This is a genomic window from Geothrix sp. PMB-07 (genome assembly GCF_030758935.1).
Lineage (GTDB): Bacteria > Acidobacteriota > Holophagae > Holophagales > Holophagaceae > Geothrix.
The window spans coordinates 2,494,718-2,517,055 of the sequence record NZ_CP132333.1 but is presented as its reverse complement, the minus strand read 5'-3'; the positions used below and the strand labels follow the sequence as shown (position 1 = coordinate 2,517,055).

Here is a 22,338-nt window from a genome sequence, read left to right as displayed (position 1 = left end):
ATCTGGAGGCTCCCATGGCGAAGACGCTCAAGGTTGCGGTGCTGCTGGCCGGTTCCGGCCATCTCGATGGCGCCGAGGTGCGCGAGGCGGTGCTGACGCTGCTGGCCCTCGATCAGCACGGCGCGGCCTTCCAGTGCATCGCTCCCAACGCCGACCAGCACCATGTCATCAACCATGTCACGGGCCAGCCCACGCCCGGGGCCACCCGCAACATTCTGGAGGAGGCCAGCCGCATCGCCCGGGTGGGGCAGTGCCTGGATCTGGCCCAGGCCAATGCCCAGGATTACGATGCCCTGGTTCTGCCCGGGGGCTTTGGCGTGGCCAAGAACCTTTGCGATTTCGCCTTCAAGGGGCCCGAAGCCCAGGCCCGCCCCGACGTGGTGGCCTTCATCCGGGCCTTCTTCGATGCGAAGAAACCCGTGGGCGCCATCTGCGTCGCGCCCGCCCTGGTGGCCATCGCCCTCGCGGGCCACCGCACCGCCCGCCTGACCTTGGGGGGCGATCCTGGCTGCGCCGACGCCATCCGCCGCCTGGGCCACCTGCACCAGGACACCCCCAGCGCCCGGGAGATCGTGGTGGATGAATCGCTCAACCTGGTGACCACCCCCGCTTACATGTTCGACGATGCGCGCCTGAGCGATGTCTTCGTGGGCATCGAGCGCTGCGTGGCCGAGGTGCTGAAGCGCGCCTGAGGCGGATTCAACGTCCATGTTCAGCCATGCTTTTTTGTCACGGACGAACACCGATAAACACGGATGAACGGCTAATCGGTCTTTTATCCGTGTGAATCTGTGTTCATCTGCGGCCAATCTGCTCTTTTCTGTGGTCAGGTTTCTTCGCGCCGGGGATGCGCCATGCGGCGCAGGGCGGGAGTCAGGATGCGGCTGGCCACGAGGATGCGGGTCTCTTCGTCGAGGGCCTTGATCCACGGGGCAGCGTGGCCCAGGGCGAGGCCGGAGTCGGGCAGGCCCAGGCTGCGGTCCAGGGCCTGGAGCACCTGCCCGGCCACGGGGCCGGATTCACGCCAGCGGGACTCAGCCAGGGCCTCGGCCTGCGCAGGCCGCAACGGCGGCTGGATGAGTGCCACCAGGGCCTCCAAGCCCAGCTTTGGGTTCTGCAGGAAGGCCGAAAGAACGCCCAGCGACGGAGCCTTCCACACCAGGTGCCACAAAGGCCTGGGCGCATGGAGCGCCAGGCTGCGCCGCTCGCCCGAGGTCATCACGGCCCAGAGCTGCTGCAGCTTTTCCGTGGCCTGCTGCCGCGCCTGGGGGTGGGCGGCGGCATCCGTGGCCACGGCCGCCAGGGCGCGCCAGGGCAGACGTGCCAGCAGGCGTGAGCGCAGGTGGGCCGGGGCCTTGGGATGCTGGGCGATCCACCGCAGCAGCAGGGGGCGTTTCCGCAGGTCCGGCAGGTCCGCCGCGAGTTCGAGCCAGCCCCTGGGCGGATCCGGTTGCCTCAGCAGGCGCAGGAACCGCGGCCAGGGCACCTCGGGCGGCAGGGCCCAATGCGTGGACGGGGTTTGACGGGAAGGCTGTGGCATGGGCTGAGTGTAGAGAATGTCAGTCCAGAGGAGGGAGGGGCGGATGTACGCAACACTGTTGCCATGAGTGTCGCCTTCACCATCCTGGGCCGGGGCCGCGCGGGCTGCGCACTGGCGGAGGCCTGGGGTGACCGGACGATGCTGCTGGATCATGAGGCCCGGCCTCAGGGCCTGGTGCTACTGGCGGTGCCGGACCGGGCCGTGGCCGAACTGGCGGCCCACTTCCCCGGGCGTTGTGTGCATCTGGCGGGAAGCCTGCATCTGACGGATGTGCCCTGCGCGCACCCCCTCACCAGCTTTGATGGTCGCGCCCGAGATTGGACTGGAACCCCCGTGGCGATGACCGGAGCCGTGCCCGATGATCTGCGCCGGGCCTTTGGCGACCTGGGCTTCGCAGCCTTCGACCTGCCCGGGGAGTTGAAGCCCCTCTACCACGCGGCCGCAGTACTCACCTCGGGCCACGCGGCCACCCTGTGGCTCGGGGCGGAAGCGCTCCTGCGCGCCCAGGGCGTGGCGCTGCCAGGGCGGGGCCTGCTGCCCCTCGCGGAGGCCACCCTGCGCAACGTAGCGGAGCGGGGCCTCGCGGGCCGCACAGGTCCCTTTGTGCGGGGGGACGAGGCCACCATCGCCCGGGATGCCGAGGCCTTGCCGGAACCCTGGCGGGAGATCTTCCTCCGGCTGGGGCGCAGCCTCGGCTAGCACGGGCGGATTCATCATGCTGCTGCTTCTTCTCGTCTCCGTGCTTTGGGCCCTCTCCTTCGGCCTCACGGCCCAGGTAAGCGGTCTTGGGGCACCCTTCGTGACGGCTGCTCGCACCCTCCTGGCGGCCCTGGTGTTTCTGCCCTTTCTCCGAGTGGGGGGGCTGAAACCGCGTCAGATTCTCGGTTTCCTGGGCATCGGCGCCCTGCAGTTCGGCCTGATGTACCTGCTCTACATCGCCTCCTTCCGCTGGCTGCAGTCCTCGGAGGTGGCGCTGTTCACCATCTTCACGCCGCTCTTCGTCACCCTGGTGGGCGATCTGCTGGAAGGGCGGCGCTCCTGGTTCTTCCTCGTGGTGGCCTCCATCGCCGTTCTCGGCACGGGCATCTGCGTCTGGACGGGACTGGGACGCACTGGCCTGTTGTGGGGCTTTCTCCTCATGCAGGGCGCGAACTTCTGCTTCGCCCTGGGCCAGGTGCTCTACCGCCGGGTCGCGCCCGCCTCGGGCAAATCGGATCATCAGCTCATGGGGCTGCTCTACCTGGGGGCGAGCGCGGTGGCGGTGGCCATGGCGGCGCCCTCATTCCACTGGCATCAAGTGCTGGGCCTGACGCTCCGCCAGGGCTGGGTGCTGGTCTACCTGGGCGTGGTGGCCTCGGGTCTGGGCTTCTTCCTGTTCAATGCCGGGGCCCGCCGCACCGATCTGGGCACCCTGGCCATCTTCAACAACATGAAGATTCCCCTGGCCATTCTGGCTTCGGGCCTCATCTTCCATGAGCCGGTGGCCTGGTCGCGGCTCATGGTGGGCGGCTCGGTCATCGCCTTGGCCCTGGGTCTGAATGCCGTGCTGGGAGAACGACCATGACTGGATTCAAACCGCCCCTGCCGCTCCGCGCGGAAACGCCCGCCGCCTGGGCCGAGGCGGCTTTGGCCGATCCCGCCGCCCTGTTGTCGGACCATGCCCACAATGAAAAGAAGGCGGCGCTGAATGCCTTGAACCTGAGCCTGCACCTCGCTGAGATCCCGCGCGCCTCGGTGCTGCTGGCGCGGCTGGCGGAGGAGGAACTGAACCACTACCGGCGGGTGCTGGAAGCGCTGATGGCCTTCGGCTGGCCGCTGCGGCCCGATGGCGGCAACGCCTACGCCAAGGCGTTGCACCAGCAGGCGGCCAAGGGCCTGCTGGACCGGCTGCTCATCGCCGCCCTCATCGAGGCTCGCAGCTGCGAACGCCTGTGGTTGCTGGAACGGGCCGGAGCCAGCCATCCCGAGCTGGGGTCCACGGCCTGGTTGGCTTTTCTGCTGGAACTGGAGCGCTGCGAGGCCGGGCACGCCCTGGGTTATCGCAGCCTGGCCGAGGAGCGCTTTGGCGCGGAGGCCGCCACCCGGTTGGATTGGTGGCTGGACCGGGAGGCGGAGGTCATCCAATCCCTGCCCTGGCGGTCTGCGGTCCACTAGGTGGTTTGACCCCCAGTAAGTCCATTCGTGGCATGCTGAAGGCACTTCAGAGGCAGCTTATGTCCACCGTTCCAGACCATGGTCTCAAAGAGATGGTGCCCGTCTTCGGGCCCGAGGCCCTTGGCGTGGGCGCCCACGGCAGCTTCCATGCGGCCCTGGAGCGCCTCAGCGCTCAGGGAGACCTCAAGGCCCGGTTGCTGCTGTCCGCCTTGTCGCACTTCGCGGCCAAGGGTTACGACGGTGTCCAGGTGAAGGAAGTCGCCGAGGAAGCCGGTGTATCCAAGCCGACCCTCTATTACCACTTCGGCAGCAAGGAGGGCTTGTTCCGGCAGCTCTGCCTGGTCTCGCTTTCCAGCATGGCCGCTCGCATTCAGGCCATGGTGGCGCCCCTCCTCGCGGAGCCTGTGAAGGGCCGGGAGGCCGTTGAAGCCGCCTGCTTGCAGCTGTCCCGCTCCTACCTCGGCCTGCTGCTGGAAAGCCAGGAGTTCACCGGCTTCATTCTGCGCTCCATCGCCGTGCCTTCCCCGGATTCCAACTTCCGCGACCTCATGCCTCTGGTGGAGCGGGGCCTCAGTCCCCTGGGGCTCTTCATGAACCACGTCTTCGGCACCAGTCTGGACATGGCCCGCAAAGAGGTGCTGCTGTTCACGTCCCTGGTGGGTTCGCTCATCGAGGAGAAACTCCGCGATCCGAACTACCAGATCACCGATGCGGAGATCGCCTGGGCCACGCGGCGCTGGCTCCACGGCGCGTTGGGCTGAGGCGGTCCATGAGCAAACTTGCGCCCATCCGGGCCACCCTGCGTCCCTTGGACCTGGCCCAGCATCTGGTTGAAGTGGAGCTCGTCCTTCCCGCGGAAGCCCTGCGGGAGGGCGGTGTGGCGGCCATGGCGGCCTGGACGCCGGGCTCCTACCTGGTGCGTGACTACGCGCGATTTGTGGACCGGGTGCGTCGCCAGGATGGCCGCCGAGAGCAGCCCCTGGAGAAGCTGGACAAGCAGCGCTGGCAGCTGTCCGCATCAAAAGGCGATCTGACCCTTCGTTACCGCGTCTACGGCAACGACCTCACCGTGCGCACCAACCATGTGGATGCCACCCACGCCCAGATCATCCCCGCCGCGACCTTCCTCTACCTGGAGGGGCAGCCGGACCGGCCCTACGAGGTGCGCTTCGAGGGTTTCCCCGCCGACTGGAAAGTGGCTTCCTCGCTCCCGCAGAAGCAGGGCGCCTGCCTGGCTGCGGACCTCGACACCCTCATCGATTCACCATTTGAGCTGGGCTCGTTCCGGAGTCGGCGTTTCAAGAGCGGTGGCACCACCTTCGAGCTGGCCTTCACGGGTGACCATAACGGCGACGAAGGCCGCATCACCACGGCCACCCAGAAGATCGTGGAAGCCGCAGGCGCCATCTTTGGCGGCTTCCCCTTCAAGCGCTATGTGTTCCTCTTCACCTTCACGCCCAGGCTGCGGGGCGGGCTGGAGCACAAGGACTGTACCAGCCTCATCGCCGACAGCCACGCCTTCGACAAGCCCGAGGGCTACTACAGCCTCTACCAGCTGGCGGCCCATGAATTCTTCCACGCCTGGAACGTGAAGCGCCTGCACGACACCGTGCTCGGCCCCTTCGATTACAGCCAGGAAAACCCTACGAAAATGCTCTGGTTCCACGAGGGTCTCACCTCGTACATGGAACACCTGATCGTGTTGCGCGCCGGGGTGGTGCCATGGAGCCACACCTCGAAAGAGCTGGCCCGCTGCTGGAGCGAGCAAACGCAACGCCCTGGCCGTTTGGAGCAGAGCCTGGAGGAATCCAGCTGGGACGCCTGGATCCGCCTCTACAAGGCCCACGAATTCAGCCCCAACAGCTCCATCAGCTACTACGACAAGGGCGAGATGGTGGCCTGGCTCATGGATGCGGCGCTGCGCGAAGGCAGCCGCGGCAAAGCCGGGTTGCCGGAGCTCTTCCGCCTGCTTTGGACAAGGCATGGCGAAAACGGCCTCTGTGACGGTGATGTGCGAAAAGCCTTCCAGGAACTCTCCGGCAAGGCTCCCGAACCCTTCTGGAGCGCCTACATTTCAGGTCGCGCAGAACTGGACGGTGCCCTTCTCACGCGCGCCTTCGGTATAAAGCTGGAGGCTCAGGCCGCCTGGGAGAAGCTCTCTCCCGAAGATCGTGAGGATCCTGCCGCCGTCCGGCGCGCGAAGGCCTGGACAGGCCTGGTCGTGGCCCCGCAGGGCGCCAGCGTCCTCAACGTGATTCCAGGCAGCCCCGCCGCCGCAGCCGGACTGAGCTACGGCATGGAGATCCTCGCGGTGGATGGCTGGCGTACCACATCTTCCTCGGATGTTCAGCGGGGGCTGGCGGAGCCGGGTCCTGGCGGCCAGGTGCAGGTGCTGGCGGCGGATCGGGGACGCGTGTTTGAAACCACCGTGGACGTGGCCGAAAGCCCAGAGCGCAGTTACCGACTGGTGCCGGAGGTTCGTGCCAGCCTTGGCCAGCGTTCGGCTTTCGCGGCTTCCTATGGACAGCCTTGGCCCGGGCCATTGAAGCGGGGCGGTCGCCGGTGAGGATCGCCGCGATCATTGCCGCCCACGACGAAGCCGACCACATCGCTCCGGTGCTGGAGGGCCTCAAGCCCTTCGGCCTTCATCGCGTGTTGGTGGTGGATGACGGATCCAGCGATGGCACGGGCGCCGTGGCCAGGGCTGCAGGGGCCGAGGTGTTGCGTCTGGAGCCCGGCAAGGGCGGGGGCAAGGGCCAGGCCATGCGTGCCGGCATCGCGCACCTTAAAAGCGATGCCTTCGATTTCTACCTCTTCCTCGATGCTGATGGCCAGCACGACCCGGCAGACTTCCAGCGCTTCCTGGATCATCTGATGGTCCGCCCCGACGCGGATTTCCTCATCGGCTCACGCTTCCTGGATCGCGCAAAGATCCCCGCCAAACGTTGGCGCACCAATGCCCTGGGCACCTGGACCCTGGGCCGCATCGCGGGCGTGACCTGGGAGGACAGCCAGAGCGGCTTCCGCCTGATCCGCAAGAAGGTGCTCGACCGGCTGGATCTGCGCGCCACGGGCTTTGCCATCGAGATGGAAATTGCGATGAAAGCCGCTGACTGGAAGCTGCGCTGGGCCCATATCCCCATCCAGGCCATCTATCGTCCTGGGCCGCACCGCAGCCATTTTCGCGGAGTGATGGATACTTGGCTCATTGCCTGGGAATCCCTGAAATGCTGAACTGGCTTCAACCCGGTCCGGCCTGGTCACTTGACGCTGCCCCGCAGCGCCAAGCTCGATCCGGATCCGGGTTGACTTGGCTCATTGCCTGGGAGTCCCTGAAATGTTGAAGGGGGGACGATGGCAGTCGTGATCAATCCCCTCGATTGGGACCTCGGCAATGTGCCGCCCGGCGTGGCCTGGGGCGGCGTGGATGAAGCCGGCCGCGGGGCCTGGGCCGGTCCCGTGGTGGCGGCCTGCGCGGTGCTGGACGCTGAGACCGTGAAGAAATGGGGCCATGTGCTGAGGGGCGTGCGGGACAGCAAGCAGTTGAAACCCGAGCGGCGGGAAGTGCTGGCCCAGGAGCTGAAGGCCATCCTGCCCGCCTACGGCATCGCGGAGCTGGATGCCATGACCATCGACCGGGAGAACATCCTGGAGGCGACGCTGATGGCCATGCGACAGTCCGTGGCGAATCTGTCCCTTCGCCCGCGGATCCTCTTCGTGGATGGCAACCGGGGGCCGAAAACCGGGCTGCCCGAGCGCCTGGTGGTGGATGGCGATGCCCTCAGCTGCGCCATCGGCGCGGCCAGCATCCTGGCCAAGGCGCACCGCGATGCGAGGATGATCGAGCTGGAGGAACGCCACCCGGGCTACGGGTTCGCCCAGCACAAGGGCTATGGCACTGCGCTGCACCGCACCCAGATTGCAGCGCTGGGTGTGAGCCCGGTGCATCGCATCAGCTACGCCCCAGTGGCCGCGCTTCAACAAGTGGACGAAGGCCTGCGGGATTCGCTGCGCCACAGCCTCGATGCCTGCGTCTCCATGGAAGCCCTGAGAGCCTGGGTGGAAGCGGAGCTCCGGCCTGCCTACGGGCGCCTCAAGCCGGTTTGGGTGGAGACCCTCCGCCGCCGCTATGCGGATCGTCTGGCCCAGCTGGCTGCGGAGGGCGGCCTGGCCGGTGAGGACGCATGAAGGACGTCGCGGTGGCGCTGCTGTGCAGCGATGGCCGCTGGTTCCTGCAGCGCCGCGACCCCGGTAATCCGGTGCTCCCAGGTCTGTGGGAATTCCCAGGCGGCAAGGTGGAGACCGGTGAAACCCCGGAACAGGCCCTTCGTCGCGAGTGGCGTGAGGAAACCGGAACGGAACTCACAAGCCTCGAAGCGGGGCCCACGCTCGAAGGCTCTGTGCGCATGCATGCCTACGTCGTGGAGGCAGAGGGCCTGCCTGGAACGGAGCTGGCCTGGGGGTGGTTCCGCGCCACTGAGATTGCCCGCTTGCCCATTCCGCCATTGAATGTCGCATTGCTTGATTGGCTCAAGAAATGGGACGGGGAACCCGGACACGGCCTGGAACCACTCATCTGATACCCTGGAAGTCCCCCCAGGCCCGGAGATGCCATGCCGCGATTCCTCATTCGGACCTTCCTGTTCGCCCTGGCGGCGTCGGGGTTGGTTACAGGGCTTCAGGCCCAGCAGACCGAGGTGGTGCTGAGCGCCACCAGCAGCGCCAAGCTTGTGCTGGCCATGACGTCGCCCAAAACCACGGGTCTGGATGGTGCCACCGTGGCCTCGGATTTCACCGCTGTGCTCAAGAAGGATCTGGATGAAACGGGCGTCATCGCCGTGCTCGCCGAGCGGCTGCCCGCCGATGGGGCACCGGCCAAGGCCTGGAAGGAAGCGGGTGCCCAGTGGCTGCTGAGCGCAAAGCTGACCAAGGCCCCTAACGGCGATCTGCAGTTGGAGGCCTCGGCTCTCGACACCGCCGCGGAAAAGGGCGTGTTCACGCGCACCTACAATGCCAACAAGATCGTGCCTCTGCGCTACCTCGCGCACTATCTGGCCGATGATCTGGTGGGCCGTCTCACGGGTGAAAAGGGAGTGGCCTCCAGCCGAATCGTATTCGTGCGCGAAGTTTCACGAAATGTGAAAGAAATCTTCCAGGTGGACCGAGATGGCATGGGCCTGGTGCAACTCACACATCACGGCAGCTTGACCCTTGCTCCTTCTGTAGCCGGAGATGGACGCCTGGCGTACTTGACCTACAAAGGTGGTGCACCAGAAATTTGGGGCCAGCGTCGTAAAGACGGTCCCCACGAGAAGCTCTACCCGAGCGGTGCTTCAGGCAGCATGCTTTCGTCCCCCGTCTGGTCGCCCGATGGTAATCGTCTCGCCTTTGTTCAGGGTGACCGTCGGGGAAACACAGATATTATGGTCATGGACATGGTCAATAACCGGGTTCGCCGCTTGACGGATGGCATTGGCATCAACACCGAACCATGCTGGAATCCGAATGGAAGTCAGATTGCTTTCACCTCAGACCGGGAGGGGGGGCCCCAGGTTTTCCTCATGCAGGATGATGGCTCCAACCTCCGCCGACTGACCGGAGAAGGACTTTACAACGGGAGCCCCGCCTGGAGTCCCAACGGCGCCATGATCGCCTATGTCTCCCGATTTGAAGGGAAGTTTGATCTTTTTGTCTACAAGCTGGGAGAGGGAAAGGCCTACCAGATCACCACCGGGGTGAGTACCTCGGAGTCCCCGGCCTGGTCTCCGGATGAGCGTCTGCTTGTGTTTACGAGCAACCGGTTCGGCCCGCTGCAGCTGTTCACCACCGATCTTTCAGGCCGCCAGATCCGCCGTTTGACGGAGCTTCCGGGCTGCCAGAGTCCGCGCTGGATCCGCGGACGTTGAAATTAATGGCGATTCCCTGAGCGCCGTCCATCTATACTCAGGTACATCCAGGAGGAATCATCCCATGCGATACGGAACCTACCTCGTCCCTGCGGCCATTGTGCTCACCCTTGGCAGCCTGGCCTGCAAGCCCCCCAAGACGGCTGAGCAGATCAAGCAGGAGACGCAGGCCGCCTTCAATGAGGGCGTCCAGGCGTTCAAGGACGGCAAGGGTCGCGAAACGAATCCCTATGTGAACGACAAGGACAACCCGCACAAGGCCCAGGGCTGGTTCGATGGCTGGGACAAGGCCAAGGCCGACAAGGAAGCCGCTGACAAGGCCGCCGCCGAGAAGGCTGCTGCCGATGCGAAGGCCGCTGCCGACGCGAAGGCCGCCGCTGATCGCGCCGCCGCTGAGGAAGCTGCCCGCAAGGCCGCCGAGGCCGAGAAGGCCGCTGCCTTCAAGGCTGCCGCTGCCAAGGCCCTGCTCACCATCCACTTCGACTACGACAAGTCCGAGATCAAGGAAAAGGATCGCGCCATCCTGCAGGGCATCGCCGACTTCATGAAGGCTTTCCCCGCCGCCAAGGTTGAGATCGAAGGTCACTGCGATGAGCGCGGCACCAACGAGTACAACCTCGCCCTCGGCAACAAGCGCGCCGCCGCTGCCCTGGCTTACCTGAAGACTCTGGGTGTGGACGAAGCCCGCTTCACCACCATCAGCTATGGCAAGGAAAAGCCCGTCTGCACGGAAGCGAAGGAAGCCTGCTGGAGCCAGAACCGCCGCGGCGAATTCAAGCTCAAGTAGTCTGCACGGAATCACGCGAAGCGGGGGCGAAGGCCCCCGCTTTTCGTTTAGGATAAGAAGCACTGCTGTGGAGTCTGCATGAGCGCCCGCACGATGATGCTTCCCGCCCTCACCACCCTGGCCGCTGTGTTGACCGTGGGCTGCGGTTCCGAAGACCAGCTGCGCCGGGTTGAGCAGGAAGTGGGTGACCTCAAGGTGGAGGTCTTCAAGCTCCGCCAGGTGGTGGAAGAGGGCAACAAGAAGGCCCAGGCCGATCAGCAGGCCGCCGCGGAAGCCCGGGGCCAGGACCGCCGCTTCCAGGCCGATCTGCAGGAGAGCTTGAGGCAGGTGCAGGAGACCACCCGCGTCATGAACAACCGCCTCACCAGCCTTCCCAAGGCCGGAACCCGGCCATCCATCGATGCGCAGCCGGCCGTTGCCGCAGCCGCTGCGGAAGATGAGCGAGCCTTCAATGCTGCGGTGCTGGACTACAACCGCGGCAACTACCCACTGGCTTCCGAAGGCCTGGATCACTTCCTCACGACCTATCCGCAGAGTCCCAAGCGGCCGGACGCCCTGTTCTTCCTGGGTCTCTGTCACTACAACCTGCGCGCCTTCGACAAGGCCCAGTTGGCCTTTGATCGGATCATCAAGGAGCACGCGGCCTCGCCCCAGTTCCTACCCGCCAAGTTGAAGCGGGCCCAGTGCCTGCTCAAGCTGGGCCTGAAGCCTGCGGCTGTGAAGGCCTTCCGGGAGCTGGTGGACGGCTTCTCAGGCAGCGCCGAGGCCCGCACCGCCCAGCAGGAACTGAGCGATCTGGGGCTCTGAGGGCCGGATCTGAATTTATTAAGATAAGGTTCACCACCGAGACTCGAAGGCGCGAAGAAAACCAGAAGGCGACTTTTTCGCCATTCTTGGCGTTTGGGTGTCCTGGCGGTGAGCCTGTACCTGGGCGCTCAAGGAAGAGGCATGGGCAGGCAATCTGATTGATGATTTGCATTTAAGTTTTTGTTTTAAGTGTAGTTAATAAAATGTCATCATCGCCGCCATCATACCCTTCGAGGTTGATCCGCCGGTTCAGTCGATCACTCAGGTGTTGGTGGTGCGGAATGGCCTCAGGATCAACTCCACATCGGGGATCTCCAATGGCACTTGGCCTGGGGTCTCCAGCAGGTCCCGCAACCGCTGATCGCGTTTGCCCAGGGGCAGGGCAGGAAGATCGGGGCCAGTAACCCATTGCAGGCCTTCGGCTGCGGGAAAGCGCTCTCCCAGCCTTAGGTGCAGGGGGCTGACCGCCTCCCGCCGGTGGGTGTAGACCTGGGTCCAACCGGGCCAGGCGAGGATGGGTGAATCACTGGGCGATGGGGGTCGCGGTGCCGCCTCGGCAGCCTCTACCGTGGGCCAGCGCCAGAGACCCGCCAGCAGTCCCTTGGCCGACGGTGCCTGCAGCAGGTAGTGGCCCTGGGCCTCGATGGCCAGCAACCAGAGCGTCGCTGCCTTTGGTTTGGCCCGCTTGGCCACAGGAGGAATCTCGGCGGTGCGTCCGGCGAGGCGTGTCTCGCAAGATGGGCTCAGCGGGCACTGCGCACAGGTTGGATTGGGCAGGCAGGCCGTGGCGCCCAGTTCCATGAGGGCCTGGGTGAGGCGAGAGGGGCCGAGGACTGCCATGGCTGGGCTGAGCCAGGTGCGCAGCTCCGCCGCCCGTTCCTTGGGATCTCCCTCCAGGAGCAGCAGACGGGCCAGCACGCGGAAGGCATTGCCATCCAGGGCGGGGGTCGCCCATTGGAAGGCGATGGCGCCCACCGCCGCGGCGGTGTAGGGACCAAGTCCGGGCAGTCCGGTCAGGCCCTCCAGGTCCGTGGGCCAACCCTCGGCCGCGATGGTACCCGCAGCGGCTTTCAGGAAACGGGCCCGACGATAGTACCCGAGTCCCTCCCAGGCCTTGTGCACCGCGTCTTCCTCCGCCTCGGCGAGGGAACGGGCCGTGGGAAAGCGTTCCAGCCAGCGGTGGAAATAGGGCACCACCGTGGCCACCTGCGTCTGCTGGAGCATCAGCTCCGACACCAGCACCGCATAGGGATCTGGATGGGGCACATCCAGATCTGCCGCGCGCCAGGGCAGGTCGCGGCGCACCCGATCAAACCAGGGTGCCAGTGGAGCCAGAAGGTCAGATGCGAGAGGCCAGGACATGCTTTGACGCTATCAGTTCTCGCAGCAGAACAAGCAGAACACAGAGGGCACGGAGCTCACACAGAAGCCACAGAGGAAAAGAGCCGCAAAATGGATGGAATCGCTCGTGGCGGTTCTCTGTGATCTCTGCGTTCCTGCTGTTTTCACAAATGAAGACAAAAAAGAGCGCCGTTTCCGGCGCTCTTTCGTTTGGTGCCCGCGAGCAGACTCGAACTGCTACGGCTTGTGGCCACCACCCCCTCAAGATGGCGTGTCTACCAATTTCACCACGCGGGCAACGTGGAATACCAAGTGTCTCGCAAAGCGCGGAGCCGGTCAATGACTCGTTTCGCGGTGACTACTTCTTCGCGGGAGCGGGGACGGGAACGGTGGCCGGGGCAGGCGTGGGGACCACAGGTGCGGGGGCCGCGGCCACGGGCTTGTCGGAGGTCTTTTCCAGCACGGAACGGTTCTGGCGGATGATCAGCACTTCGATCATCAGCGTGGTGGCAAGGAAGCCACCGGCCAGCCAGTAGGTGGCCTTGGACAGAAAGGGCGTGGCACCCTGCGCGCCGAAGGCGGAGTTGGCACCGCCGCCACCGAAGGAAGCCCCCAGGCCGCCCTTGGTGCCGGGCTGCAGAAGGACCGTCCCGATGAGGAGGACGCCGAAAAGAATGAGGAACGTGATGGCAAGGCCGTTCATGGAAACTCCGAACCACTTAGTCTGCCATGGGCGGAGCTTTACATCCAGAGCCCAGTGAGGCTGGGGGCCTGCAGGGCCCGATGCACGGCCCCGGCCTGGGCCACCAGGCGGATGAAGTCCGACGGCAGCAGGGCCTGGGGGCCATCGCTGAGAGCCTTCTCCGGGTGGCAGTGGGTCTCCACCAGCAGGCCGTCCGCCCCGGCCGCCACGCCCGCGAGGCCGCAGGGGATCACCAGATCCCGGCGCCCTGTGGCGTGGCTGGGATCCACCATCACCGGCAGATGGGTGAGGGCCTTGGCGGCGGGGACCACACTCACATCCAGGGTGTTGCGGGCATGATCGGACCAGGTACGGATGCCGCGCTCGCACAGCACCAGGTTGCGGTTGCCTTCGCCCAACACGTACTCGGCGGCGTAGAGCCACTCTTCGAGCGTGGCCGAGGGGCCGCGTTTGAGCAGCACCGGCTTGCCGCAGCGCCCGGCCCGGCGCAGCAGGGCGAAGTTCTGCATGTTGCGCGCGCCGATCTGCACCATGTCCGCGCTGCGCTCCACAGCGTCAAAGGTTTCCACCTCGGTGGCCTCGGTGACGATGCCCAGGTCGAACTCGGCCCGGGCCTCTTCCAGGAGGCGCAGGCCTTCGAGGCCGAGGCCCTGGAACGCGTAAGGGCTGGTGCGCGGCTTGTAGGCGCCGGCCCGCAGCAGCTTCACACCGGCCTCGGCCACGTAGCGGGCCACGGTGAAGAGCTGTTCCCGGCTTTCCACGCCGCAGGGGCCCCCCACCAGGGCCAGGTCCGGTCCGCCGATCTTCACGCCCCGCACGTGCACCACGGTGCGATCCGCCACCGCATCGGCGCTGGCCAGCTTGTAGGGGCTGGTGATGGGCACCACGCGCCTCACCCCGGCCATGGGCTCGATGCGGTCGGGCTTGAGGGCTTTGGAAGCGTTGGGGGCCACGATGCTGAGGGATTCCGGCGTCTCGTTCACCTGGCAGCGGATGCCCGAGGCCTCCATCAGGGCCAGGACTTCCTGCACCTGGTCCGGCGTGGCGTGGGGTTCCATGAGAATCAGCATGTGGGCCTCGGGTCATCATTCTACCGGGAGCACGGCGGGGGTCCTGGACACCCCCTGCCCCCGGTCGCACACTAGGCCCCGGAGGTCTCCCATGAGGCGCGCTTCCTGGTTGCTTGTCATCCCCATCCTTCTGGCTTTTGGCTGCACCCGGCCTGATGTGGAGGCTTTCCGGCAGCGGCCCGCGCCGGTGCGCGTGTCCGTGACCATGCCCGCCCAGCTTCAGGATCGTGACGGCTACCAGAAGGAATACGGCTCGGCGCTGCGGGCCCGACTGGCCACCCGCGTGGTGGTGGTGCCCGAAGGGGTGACTCCTCCCGTGGGCGCGGCTGAACTTCAGGTGGTCATTCGTGAGATCGCCCCGGCGGCGGGCGAAGCCTCCCCCGCCGCCGTCGGGGTGGCCACGGGCATTGCGGTGGGAACCCTCAGCGCCATCTCCGGCAACCGGGGTTGGGGTGCCGTGGATGGCCTCTTCTGGGGTCTCTGGGCAGGCAGCCACGCGGCCATGCATCAGGAGCGGGTCCGCGACCGGCTGGGCTACCGGCCCCAGGTGGTGCGGGCTGAAGTGAGCCTGCGGCAGCAGGGCAATCCCGAGCCGCTCTGGGTGGAATCCATCGAGCCCATCGAGGTGGTGGAGGCCATGGATCCTTTGCCTCGGGGCTACCGTGACGATGATGGGCGCATCCGGGAAGAAGAGGCCAAGGGCTTCGCCCGGGTGGTGGTGCAGAAGCTGTCTGCCTACTTCCAGTGGACGCGGTTCACGGAACAGCGCTTCTATGGCGATGCTTCGTCTGCGCCAGCCCCTCCGCGCGACGCGGAACCCCCGGCCAGGCCAGCGGAACCGCCCACCCCCGCGCCGAGCATGACGCCTCCGCCGCCCCCGGTGGACCCGCCCCCGCCGCCCGCGCCAGGCACCCCGGTCCAGCCGAAAAACGACTGATGGAAGCCCAGGTCCTCCGCTGTTCCGGCTGCGGCGCTTCGGTCCCCCCGGATGCCATCCAGTGTCCCTACTGCCAAGCTCAGCTGGCCACCGTGGCCTGCCCTTCCTGCTTCGCCTTGGTGCCACTCTCGGCCACCCATTGCCCTGGCTGTGGCGCCGCAGTGGCGCCTCGGGCCAGTGCGGTTCCGGCCGGCGCGGCCTGTCCTGCCTGCGCCAAGCCTCTGGCTTCGGCCAAGGTGGGGGAACTGGATCTGCAGGAATGCCTGGCCTGCGGCGGTCTCTGGCTGGACCGGACCATCTTCGAGCAGCTGGGCGCCAGCCGGGAGCGCCAGGGCGCGGTGCTGGGCGCGCTGCCAGCGCCCGCGGCCCCGCCGGTGACCCACCTGGAGGCCGTGCAGTATCGCCCCTGTCCCGCCTGCGCCCAGCGCATGAACCGCGTGAACTATGCCCGGCGCTCCGGCGTGGTGCTGGATGTCTGCAAGGCCCATGGCGTGTGGTTCGACAAGGATGAGCTGCGGCGCGTGCTGGCCTTTGTCGCCGACGGCGGCCTGGACCGGGCCCGGGAACTGGAGCTCGAAGAACTGAAGGAGGCCAAGCGCCAGGCGGCGGTGCAGGTGCCCCTGCACCCCTCCTCCTCCTACGAATTCCGTCAGCAGATGAACGCGCAGGGCCACTGGCTCAGCACCGTGGGCCTGCTGGGACTGGCCGCGGAAGTGGCGGAGCTGTTCCTGGATCGGACGTGAGTTTTCGCCACAGATGAACACGGATGAACACGGGTCAGGGGCGAACCTGATCTGAGTTCATCCGTGTTCATCTGTGGCCAAGGAAATCGCTGAGGTCAGCTCGCCTGCTTCACCAGCTGCGCGAATTTCTTGGGATCCAGGCTGGCGCCGCCCACGAGGCCGCCGGCCACTTCGGGAATGCCCAGCAGCTCGGGGAAGCTTTCGGGGGTGACGCTGCCGCCGTAGAGGATGGGCACCTGGTACTCGGATCCCGCGAAGTGGCGGTTCAGTTCGGCGCGGATGAAGGCGTGGGCCTCGCGCACCTGTTCGGCTTCAGCACGGCGGCCGGTGCCGATGGCCCACACGGGCTCGTAGGCCACCCACAGGGGGCCGGGGCCGGTCTCGGCCAGGATGGACAGCTGCTGTCCAAGCACCTGCAGGGTCTGGCCCGCATCGCGCTGGTCGAGGGTTTCGCCGATGCAAAGCAGGGGCAGCAGGTCCCACTGCCAGGCGGCCTTGATCTTCTTGGCCAGGGCCGCATCGGTTTCGCCGAAGAACTGGCGGCGTTCGCTGTGGCCCAGGATGACGCCGGAACAGCCCGCATCCCGCAGCTGGGGCATGGAGACTTCGCCCGTGAAGGCGCCCTTGGCTTCCGCATGGCCGTTCTGGCCGAACACCATGATGCCCTTGGGGCGCATGAGACCGCTCACCAGGTGCAGCAGGGTGAACGGGGGCGCAATGCCCACCTCCGTCCCTGCACTCGGTGTGAAGTGCGCGAGCAGATCCTCGCAGAAGGAGCGGGCCTCTTCAGAGGCCAGGTTCATCTTCCAGTTGGCGACGACACAACGCATAGAATCTCCTGATGGGCCGCACCAGCGCCAGCCGTTGGCAGGGCCGCGGTCCGTGGGCGGAAACCTTGAGGCTATCAGCCTTCGGAGGCCTTGGCATACCCGCCGGGCGTTCTCCCCAAGAGACGCTTGAAGGCCCGGATGAAATGGGCCTGGTCGTAGTAGCCCAAAGCGAGGGCCAATCCCGGCAGGTCCAGCGAGGGATCCTTCTCCAGCCGCTCCATGGCCTCGTGCAACCGGTACCGCTCGATCACCCACTTGGGGTTCACGCCGACATAATCCAGAAAGAGCCGTTGCAGGGAGCGAAGGCTCATGCCAACTTCCCGAGCCACCGCTTCTGCCTGGATCAGGTTCCGGTCCTCGAGAATCCGGGCCACCACCTGCCGCGCCAGTTGGGCCCTGGGATCGGGCGGGGGGAGGCGCTTCAGGAGGAAAGCCTCCAGAAGTGCCACCGCTGCGCCGACATCATCCCCACAGCGGAGGACCGCCCCCTCGAGTTCGGCGCCCTCTGGGCCGAAGGCGCTTTCCAGGGGGAGGATTCGGTCTGTGATGGTTCGCACGGGACCGGGCCAGAAGGGGCGGAAGCAGCCGGGATGAAACTTGACGCCATAGACGCGCCCTTTGCCTTCTAACAGGCGTTGGAAACGGCCTGTGTTGACGCCTGCGAGACCGGATCGCCCAGCTTCGACCACCAGGTAGACCGACGGGTGGGGCAGGGTCTCCCCGGTTCGGGTGGGCTTTCCTCGGAGATCCCAGGAGATGGTCCAGAACCGCTCCACCACGGCCGCAAGCGGGCCTTCGGGCAGGAACCGCTCCACGGGGGATTGGTGTCGCACGGATTCGGCGCCCACCACCCCTCTCGGCTGCCATGCCACAGGCTTTACCACCCTGGATCCTCCCTGATTCCGGCCCATTCTCCAGCTGTCGCGTTTCTACAATACTGCCTCGATCCTCGGTCTCATTCTTGAGGGGAAATCCATTCGACGGAGTTTTCATGCCGGCCAGAACCCTTCTCCGGGCTGCCTGTCTGTGGCCGCTCTCCCCCCTCATGGTGTCGGCTCTCTCGGCCCACATCCCCATCCCCCAACGAAAGGAGGTCCAGGTGAATCACCTGGCTAAAGGCACCTTTGACGTGAAAGTGGTTCCTCTCACAGAAGGCGTTCGCAGTGGGGTATGGAGCCCCCAGCGCATGTCCATCGACAAGCGGTTCCAGGGCGATCTCGAGGGCACGAGCCAGGGCGAAATGATCGCGGCCATGACCGAGGTGAAGGGTTCCGGCGGCTACACGGCCATCGAGCAGGTGCGCGGAACGTTGCAGGGTCGCAGCGGATCCTTCCTGCTTCAGCACAGCGCTGTGATGTCCAAGGGGGTGCCCGGAGAGTGGCGAGTCGCCGTGATCCCGGATTCCGGCACCGAGGGGCTGAAGGGCCTCAGCGGACAGCTGACCATCACCATCAAGGACGGACAGCACAGCTATGTGCTGGAATACGCACTGCCCGAGGCGCCTTGATGGCGGTTCGAGCAGTGCGTATTGGGATGATGGGTTGATGCGGCTTAGCGCTGCAGCGCGGCCACACCCGGAAGCTCGAGGCCGCTGAGGAATTCCAGGCTGGCGCCACCGCCGGTGGACACATGGCTCATGCGGGCGGCCACGCCGGCCTTGTTCACGGCGGCCACGCTGTCGCCGCCCCCCACCAGCACGAAGGCGCCGCGTCCGGCGGCTTCGGCCAGTTCCTCGGCCATGGTGAGGGTGCCGCTGGCGAAGGGCGCCATCTCGAAGACGCCCATGGGGCCGTTCCATAGCAGCGTGTTGGCGGCCCGGATCTCCGCGGCGTAGGCGGCGACGGTTTCAGGGCCGATGTCCAGGGCCATGCGATCCGCGGGGATGTTCTGATCCGTGGTGATGGCGCAGTCCGCATCCTCCTTGAACTCGCTGGCGGCGACGTGATCGAGGGGCAGCAGCAGGCGGGTGCCCTTGGCCTGGGCCTGCTTCAGCAGATCCAGGGACATCTCCAGCTTGTCGTCCTCGCAGAGGCTCTTGCCGATCTGGAAGCCCTGGGCCTTGAGGAAGGTGTAGCTCATGGCCCCGCCGATGAGGATGGCGTCGGCCTTGCCGAGGAAGTTCTGGATGAGCTCGATCTTGTCGCTCACCTTGGCGCCGCCGAAGATCACCACCAACGGCTTGTCGGGGTTGTCGGTGACCTTGCCCAGAGCCTTCAGTTCCTTCTCCATGAGGAAGCCCGCGGCCACGCGGTCCTTGGGGAAGTGGGACACCATGCCGCTCACGGAGGCGTGGGCGCGGTGGGCCGAACCGAAGGCGTCGTTCACGTAGGTGTCGGCCAGCTTGGCCAGGTCCGCCGCGAAGTCCTCCTTGTTCTTGGTCTCGCCCTTCTCGAAGCGCAGGTTTTCCAGCAGCAGCACCTGGCCGGGCTTCAAAGCCGCGGCCTGGGCCTCCACCTCGGGGCCGTTCACGTAGGCGGCCAGGGTGCAGTCGAAGCCCTGCTCCTTCAACCAGGCGGCCACGGGGGCGGCGCTGTAGGCAGCCTCGAAGCCCTTGCCCTCGGGGCGCCCCAGGTGGGAGGCCATCACCACGGAGGCGCCGCCATCCAGCAGGCACTTTAGGGTGGGCAGGGTCTCTTTGATGCGGGTGGCATCGGTGATCTTCCCTTCCTTCAAGGGCACGTTCAGATCCGCCCGAAGGAAGACCCGGTGGCCCTTCACATTGAGATCACGCACCGATTGGAAGCCCATGGCTGCTCCTGAGTTCAAGGTTGGTTCCATTCTGACGGAAGATCGGCGGGTCGGCTATGGATGGCAGGCGGGAAACCTCACCAGGCCTTTTCGAAAATGCCGATCCAGCGTGGACTGTCTTCCGTGAACGCCTCGCCCGCATAGGTGCCCAGGACGCGGCGCAGGCGCAGGCCCGCGCGGACAGCCATTTCCTGCAGCTCATCGGGAGCGTAAAGACGCACGCTCTCCTGGACATCGCGGACTTCGCCCGTGTCCAGGCGGGTGAGCACCATGCGCTTCACCAGACGGTTGCCTTCCAGCGTGCGCCGACTCTGGGCACGGATGCCGCCGCGCTCAATCGTGTTTTCGGGAATCAGGGTCCGCGTCAGCAGGTCGGCGTTGAAATAATCCATGATCAGCACCCCGCCAGCCCCCAAGGTGGCGCCCAGGTTCAACATGAGGGCCCGGTTTTCCTCATCTGAGAAATAGCCGAAGGGGGTGAACCAGAGGCAGATGCCGCGGAGGGAGCCGGGCTTCACGGGCAGATGCCGCATGTCGCCCCTCAGCAGCCAGGGCCGGAGGCCGCTGGGCGCCATGCCCAGCAGGACCCGGGACAGGTCCATGCCGAAGGCCAGGGGGTTGGCCCGGCGCAGGATCTCCAGGTGGCGACCCGCCCCGCAGGCGAGATCCAGCACGGGGCCTTCGCTCAGCTCCGGGGCCACCCGCAGCGCGCGGCCCACGGCCACCCGCGCCTCCTCAGCGTCCCGGTGGGCGTAGAGCTGCGCATAGTCCTCGTCAAACCACCCTTCAAACCACTCGGCCAAGTCACTGCCCTTCGAATACCCCAGGGTATCCAAGGATGCGGCCTGGCGCTCCACCTAAGGGGAAGGGGGACGGGTCGGGTAGAATGGATGTTGCAAAGGAACCTCATGCAACGCCCTGAACGCCTTGAAGACCAAATCCATTTCCTTCTGTCGACGCTGGTGCAGCGGGAGCTGCGCGACCCGGAACTGGGTTTCCTCACCCTCACCGCGGTGCGCCTTTCGCCGGATCGCAGCGTGGCCCGGGTCTATTTCACCGTGCTGCCCGCCAATGGCGGCGACCAGGAAGCCCAGGATGGCCTCACCCGCAAGGCCCTGGGCCGCGCGGCGGGCTTCCTCCGCAGCCAGCTGGCTTCGCGCCTCAAGATGAAGCGGGTGCCCGAGCTGCGCTTCTTCCCTGACGGCACTCTGGAAGAGGGCAACCACATGGAGACACTCCTTTCGGAAATCGAGAAGGAGCGGGCCGCCCGGCCGGTGGAACCTGAAGCAGAAACCGAAGCCACCTCGGGAAAACCGGAAGCCTGATGATCGAATCCGGCATCCACCTCGTCCACAAGACCGTGGGGCAGAGCAGCTTTGACGTGATCCGGGGCTTCAAGCGCCGGGCCTTCGAGGCCGGGCAGAAGAAGCTGGCCCTGGGGCACGGCGGCACCCTGGATCCCTTTGCCGATGGCCTGCTGCTGGTGCTGGCGGGCCAGGCCACGCGGCTCATGGAGCTCATGCATCCGCTGCCAAAAGCCTATGTGGCCGAAGTGGCCTGGGGCCAGGAGACCGACACTTGCGACCATCAGGGGCTGCCTCTGGGAGAACCCGTGCTGCCTGAGCTGAGCCCCGAGGCCCTCGATGCCTCGCTGGCGCCCTTCTTGGGCTGGACCGACCAGGTGCCCCCAGCCACCAGCGCCAAGAAGATTGATGGAGAGGCCGCCTACAAGAAGGCCCACCGCGGCGAGATCGTGCTCATGAAGCCCAGCCGCGTCTTCCTGCTGTCGGCCCGCTGGCTCAGCCACGATCTGCCGCGCACCAGCCGCCTGGAGATCACCTGCCGGGGTGGCTTCTACGTGCGCAGCCTGGCCCGGGACCTGGGCCGCGCCCTGGGCTGCGGAGCCCACCTTTCGGCCCTGCGCCGCACGGCCATCGGCCCCTGGACCGACCCCGGAGCAGGCGCGGAATGGCTGATCAAGGGCACCGACCTGCTGCCATGGTGCCCCTTCCGGGAACTCACCGACGACGAGGCGGATCATCTGGGCCACGGCCGGGCCATCGGTGCAGGCGAATCCCATCCTCCCACTTGGACGCTGCCGGAGGGTTTCCCTGATCCGGGTGCGCCGCTGCGGGCCCTGCATGAAGGGCGCCTGGTGGCCCTGCTGAAGCCCGTCGAGGATGGATGGCGCACCTTCGCCAATTTGCGCGGCGGGCTGTAGCGCGCCGTTGGAGGTGACCCCATGGCCGGCAAGGAGCTTGACGCCAGCGGCATCGAAACCTTCCTGCGTGCCTGGCTGGAGGCCTGGAACCGCCATGATCTGGAGGGCGTGCTGCAGAGCATGGCCGAGGAGGTGGTGTTCGAGCACTGGAATGGCCGCGTGGTACGGGGCAAGGCGGCCTTGGTCAAGGCGTGGGGGCCCTGGTTCGAGGCGCACGGGGACTTCCGCTTCGACCTGAAGGCGCTTTGCGTGGATCAGGTTCGTCAGGCCTTCAGCTTCGAGTGGTCCCTGGATTGGCCCGTGCCGCCGGGGGATCGGCCCGAGGTGCGTGAAGTGCGGCATGGCATCGACCACATCCAGTTGCGCGAGGGCCTGGTCGTCGCCAAGCGGAGCTACATCCGCACCGTGCCGCGGTTCGGCGGTTCCACTCACGGGGAATGATGATCCAAATGCTCACGCGGATGAAAAACGGATGAATATCGGTCTGGTTCCATCCGCGTGAACCCGCGGCTCATGCGTTTCCTTCGGACCCACCGGTAGAAAAGGAATGG

Annotated in this window: 26 protein-coding genes and 1 tRNA gene; 18 read left to right on the top strand and 9 right to left on the bottom strand. The window is 66.1% G+C overall.

Going from position 1 to position 22,338, the window contains the following annotated elements; all coding sequences use genetic code 11:
- The first annotated feature begins 14 nt into the window (after positions 1–14).
- Entirely contained in the window at positions 15–692 is a 678-nt protein-coding gene (gene elbB, locus Q9293_RS11210; protein WP_306246475.1) for an isoprenoid biosynthesis glyoxalase ElbB, read from the top strand.
- A gap of 134 nt (positions 693–826) precedes the next feature.
- On the opposite strand, the gene Q9293_RS11205 is transcribed toward elbB, so the two are convergent.
- Entirely contained in the window at positions 827–1,540 is a 714-nt protein-coding gene (locus tag Q9293_RS11205) for a hypothetical protein (RefSeq protein ID WP_306246474.1), read from the bottom strand.
- Positions 1,541–1,603: 63 nt separating this feature from the next.
- Between Q9293_RS11205 and Q9293_RS11200 the strand changes: the two genes are divergently transcribed.
- The 11 genes from Q9293_RS11200 (at position 1,604) to Q9293_RS11150 (ending at position 11,194) form a co-directional block, all read left to right on the top strand.
- The gene (locus Q9293_RS11200; RefSeq protein ID WP_306246472.1) at positions 1,604–2,239 is read left to right on the top strand and encodes a DUF2520 domain-containing protein; all 636 of its coding nucleotides are present in this window, start codon (positions 1,604–1,606) and stop codon (positions 2,237–2,239) included.
- 16 nt (positions 2,240–2,255) lie between these two features.
- Positions 2,256–3,104 (top strand): EamA family transporter, encoded by an 849-nt coding sequence (locus Q9293_RS11195; protein WP_306246471.1) that lies wholly within the window; start codon positions 2,256–2,258, stop codon positions 3,102–3,104.
- Entirely contained in the window at positions 3,101–3,694 is a 594-nt protein-coding gene (miaE, locus tag Q9293_RS11190; RefSeq protein WP_306246469.1) for a tRNA isopentenyl-2-thiomethyl-A-37 hydroxylase MiaE, read from the top strand. The genes Q9293_RS11195 and miaE overlap by 4 nt, the downstream gene beginning before the upstream one ends.
- A gap of 59 nt (positions 3,695–3,753) precedes the next feature.
- A complete protein-coding gene (locus Q9293_RS11185; protein WP_306246467.1) occupies positions 3,754–4,455 on the top strand; it encodes a TetR/AcrR family transcriptional regulator in 702 nt (233 codons plus the stop codon).
- 8 nt (positions 4,456–4,463) lie between these two features.
- On the top strand, positions 4,464–6,260 hold the full coding sequence (locus Q9293_RS11180) for a M61 family metallopeptidase (RefSeq protein WP_306246465.1): 1,797 nt from the start codon (positions 4,464–4,466) through the stop codon (positions 6,258–6,260).
- Positions 6,257–6,928, top strand: coding sequence for a glycosyltransferase family 2 protein (locus Q9293_RS11175; RefSeq protein WP_306246463.1), 672 nt, complete (start codon positions 6,257–6,259; stop codon positions 6,926–6,928). Before Q9293_RS11180 ends, Q9293_RS11175 begins: the two co-directional genes overlap by 4 nt.
- A 120-nt stretch (positions 6,929–7,048) precedes the next feature.
- A complete protein-coding gene (locus Q9293_RS11170; RefSeq protein WP_306246461.1) occupies positions 7,049–7,882 on the top strand; it encodes a ribonuclease HII in 834 nt (277 codons plus the stop codon).
- Positions 7,879–8,274, top strand: coding sequence for an NUDIX domain-containing protein (locus Q9293_RS11165; protein ID WP_306246459.1), 396 nt, complete (start codon positions 7,879–7,881; stop codon positions 8,272–8,274). Before Q9293_RS11170 ends, Q9293_RS11165 begins: the two co-directional genes overlap by 4 nt.
- A gap of 33 nt (positions 8,275–8,307) precedes the next feature.
- On the top strand, positions 8,308–9,600 hold the full coding sequence (locus Q9293_RS11160; RefSeq protein WP_306246457.1) for a hypothetical protein: 1,293 nt from the start codon (positions 8,308–8,310) through the stop codon (positions 9,598–9,600).
- A gap of 64 nt (positions 9,601–9,664) precedes the next feature.
- Positions 9,665–10,387 (top strand): peptidoglycan-associated lipoprotein Pal, encoded by a 723-nt coding sequence (gene pal, locus Q9293_RS11155; RefSeq protein ID WP_306246455.1) that lies wholly within the window; start codon positions 9,665–9,667, stop codon positions 10,385–10,387.
- A 78-nt stretch (positions 10,388–10,465) separates the two neighbouring features.
- Positions 10,466–11,194 carry a tol-pal system YbgF family protein gene (locus tag Q9293_RS11150; protein WP_306246453.1) on the top strand — a complete coding sequence of 243 codons (729 nt, stop codon included), beginning with the start codon at positions 10,466–10,468 and terminating at the stop codon, positions 11,192–11,194.
- Positions 11,195–11,455: 261 nt separating this feature from the next.
- Here Q9293_RS11150 and Q9293_RS11145 read toward each other — a convergent pair whose 3' ends face one another.
- From Q9293_RS11145 to aroF, 4 genes are all read right to left on the bottom strand, one after another.
- Positions 11,456–12,556 (bottom strand): A/G-specific adenine glycosylase, encoded by a 1,101-nt coding sequence (locus Q9293_RS11145; RefSeq protein WP_306246451.1) that lies wholly within the window; start codon positions 12,554–12,556, stop codon positions 11,456–11,458.
- Between the two features lie 190 nt (positions 12,557–12,746).
- A tRNA-Leu gene (locus Q9293_RS11140) sits at positions 12,747–12,832 on the bottom strand.
- A 61-nt stretch (positions 12,833–12,893) separates the two neighbouring features.
- Entirely contained in the window at positions 12,894–13,238 is a 345-nt protein-coding gene (gene secG, locus Q9293_RS11135; protein ID WP_306246449.1) for a preprotein translocase subunit SecG, read from the bottom strand.
- 38 nt (positions 13,239–13,276) lie between these two features.
- Entirely contained in the window at positions 13,277–14,308 is a 1,032-nt protein-coding gene (aroF, locus tag Q9293_RS11130) for a 3-deoxy-7-phosphoheptulonate synthase (protein WP_306246447.1), read from the bottom strand.
- A gap of 91 nt (positions 14,309–14,399) precedes the next feature.
- Between aroF and Q9293_RS11125 the strand changes: the two genes are divergently transcribed.
- Entirely contained in the window at positions 14,400–15,245 is an 846-nt protein-coding gene (locus Q9293_RS11125) for a hypothetical protein (protein ID WP_306246445.1), read from the top strand.
- A complete protein-coding gene (locus Q9293_RS11120; protein WP_306246443.1) occupies positions 15,245–15,988 on the top strand; it encodes a zinc ribbon domain-containing protein in 744 nt (247 codons plus the stop codon). The genes Q9293_RS11125 and Q9293_RS11120 overlap by 1 nt, the downstream gene beginning before the upstream one ends.
- A gap of 95 nt (positions 15,989–16,083) precedes the next feature.
- Here the strand turns inward: Q9293_RS11120 and tpiA are convergent, their stop codons facing one another.
- Together tpiA and Q9293_RS11110 are read right to left on the bottom strand one after the other, a co-directional pair.
- Complete coding sequence (gene tpiA, locus Q9293_RS11115; protein ID WP_306246441.1) at positions 16,084–16,818, bottom strand: triose-phosphate isomerase; 735 nt, start codon at positions 16,816–16,818, stop codon at positions 16,084–16,086.
- A 74-nt stretch (positions 16,819–16,892) separates the two neighbouring features.
- Positions 16,893–17,651: a helix-turn-helix domain-containing protein gene (locus tag Q9293_RS11110; protein WP_306246440.1), complete on the bottom strand. Its 759-nt coding sequence runs from the start codon at positions 17,649–17,651 to the stop codon at positions 16,893–16,895.
- Between the two features lie 266 nt (positions 17,652–17,917).
- Here Q9293_RS11110 and Q9293_RS11105 point away from each other — a divergent pair, with 266 nt between their 5' ends.
- Positions 17,918–18,325, top strand: a complete 408-nt coding sequence (locus tag Q9293_RS11105) for a DUF3224 domain-containing protein (RefSeq protein ID WP_306246437.1) — start codon at positions 17,918–17,920, stop codon at positions 18,323–18,325.
- 44 nt (positions 18,326–18,369) lie between these two features.
- On the opposite strand, the gene pgk is transcribed toward Q9293_RS11105, so the two are convergent.
- Positions 18,370–19,566: a phosphoglycerate kinase gene (pgk, locus tag Q9293_RS11100; protein ID WP_306246435.1), complete on the bottom strand. Its 1,197-nt coding sequence runs from the start codon at positions 19,564–19,566 to the stop codon at positions 18,370–18,372.
- A 77-nt stretch (positions 19,567–19,643) separates the two neighbouring features.
- A complete protein-coding gene (locus tag Q9293_RS11095) occupies positions 19,644–20,402 on the bottom strand; it encodes a class I SAM-dependent methyltransferase (protein ID WP_306246432.1) in 759 nt (252 codons plus the stop codon).
- Between the two features lie 72 nt (positions 20,403–20,474).
- On the opposite strand from Q9293_RS11095, the gene rbfA reads away from it, so the two are divergent.
- From rbfA to Q9293_RS11080, 3 genes are read left to right on the top strand one after another with little or no spacing between them, the layout of a single operon-like run.
- Positions 20,475–20,891, top strand: coding sequence for a 30S ribosome-binding factor RbfA (gene rbfA / locus Q9293_RS11090; protein ID WP_306246430.1), 417 nt, complete (start codon positions 20,475–20,477; stop codon positions 20,889–20,891).
- The gene (gene truB / locus Q9293_RS11085) at positions 20,891–21,787 is read left to right on the top strand and encodes a tRNA pseudouridine(55) synthase TruB (RefSeq protein WP_306246428.1); all 897 of its coding nucleotides are present in this window, start codon (positions 20,891–20,893) and stop codon (positions 21,785–21,787) included. Before rbfA ends, truB begins: the two co-directional genes overlap by 1 nt.
- A gap of 21 nt (positions 21,788–21,808) precedes the next feature.
- Complete coding sequence (locus Q9293_RS11080; RefSeq protein WP_306246426.1) at positions 21,809–22,228, top strand: nuclear transport factor 2 family protein; 420 nt, start codon at positions 21,809–21,811, stop codon at positions 22,226–22,228.
- Positions 22,229–22,338: the final 110 nt, after the last annotated feature.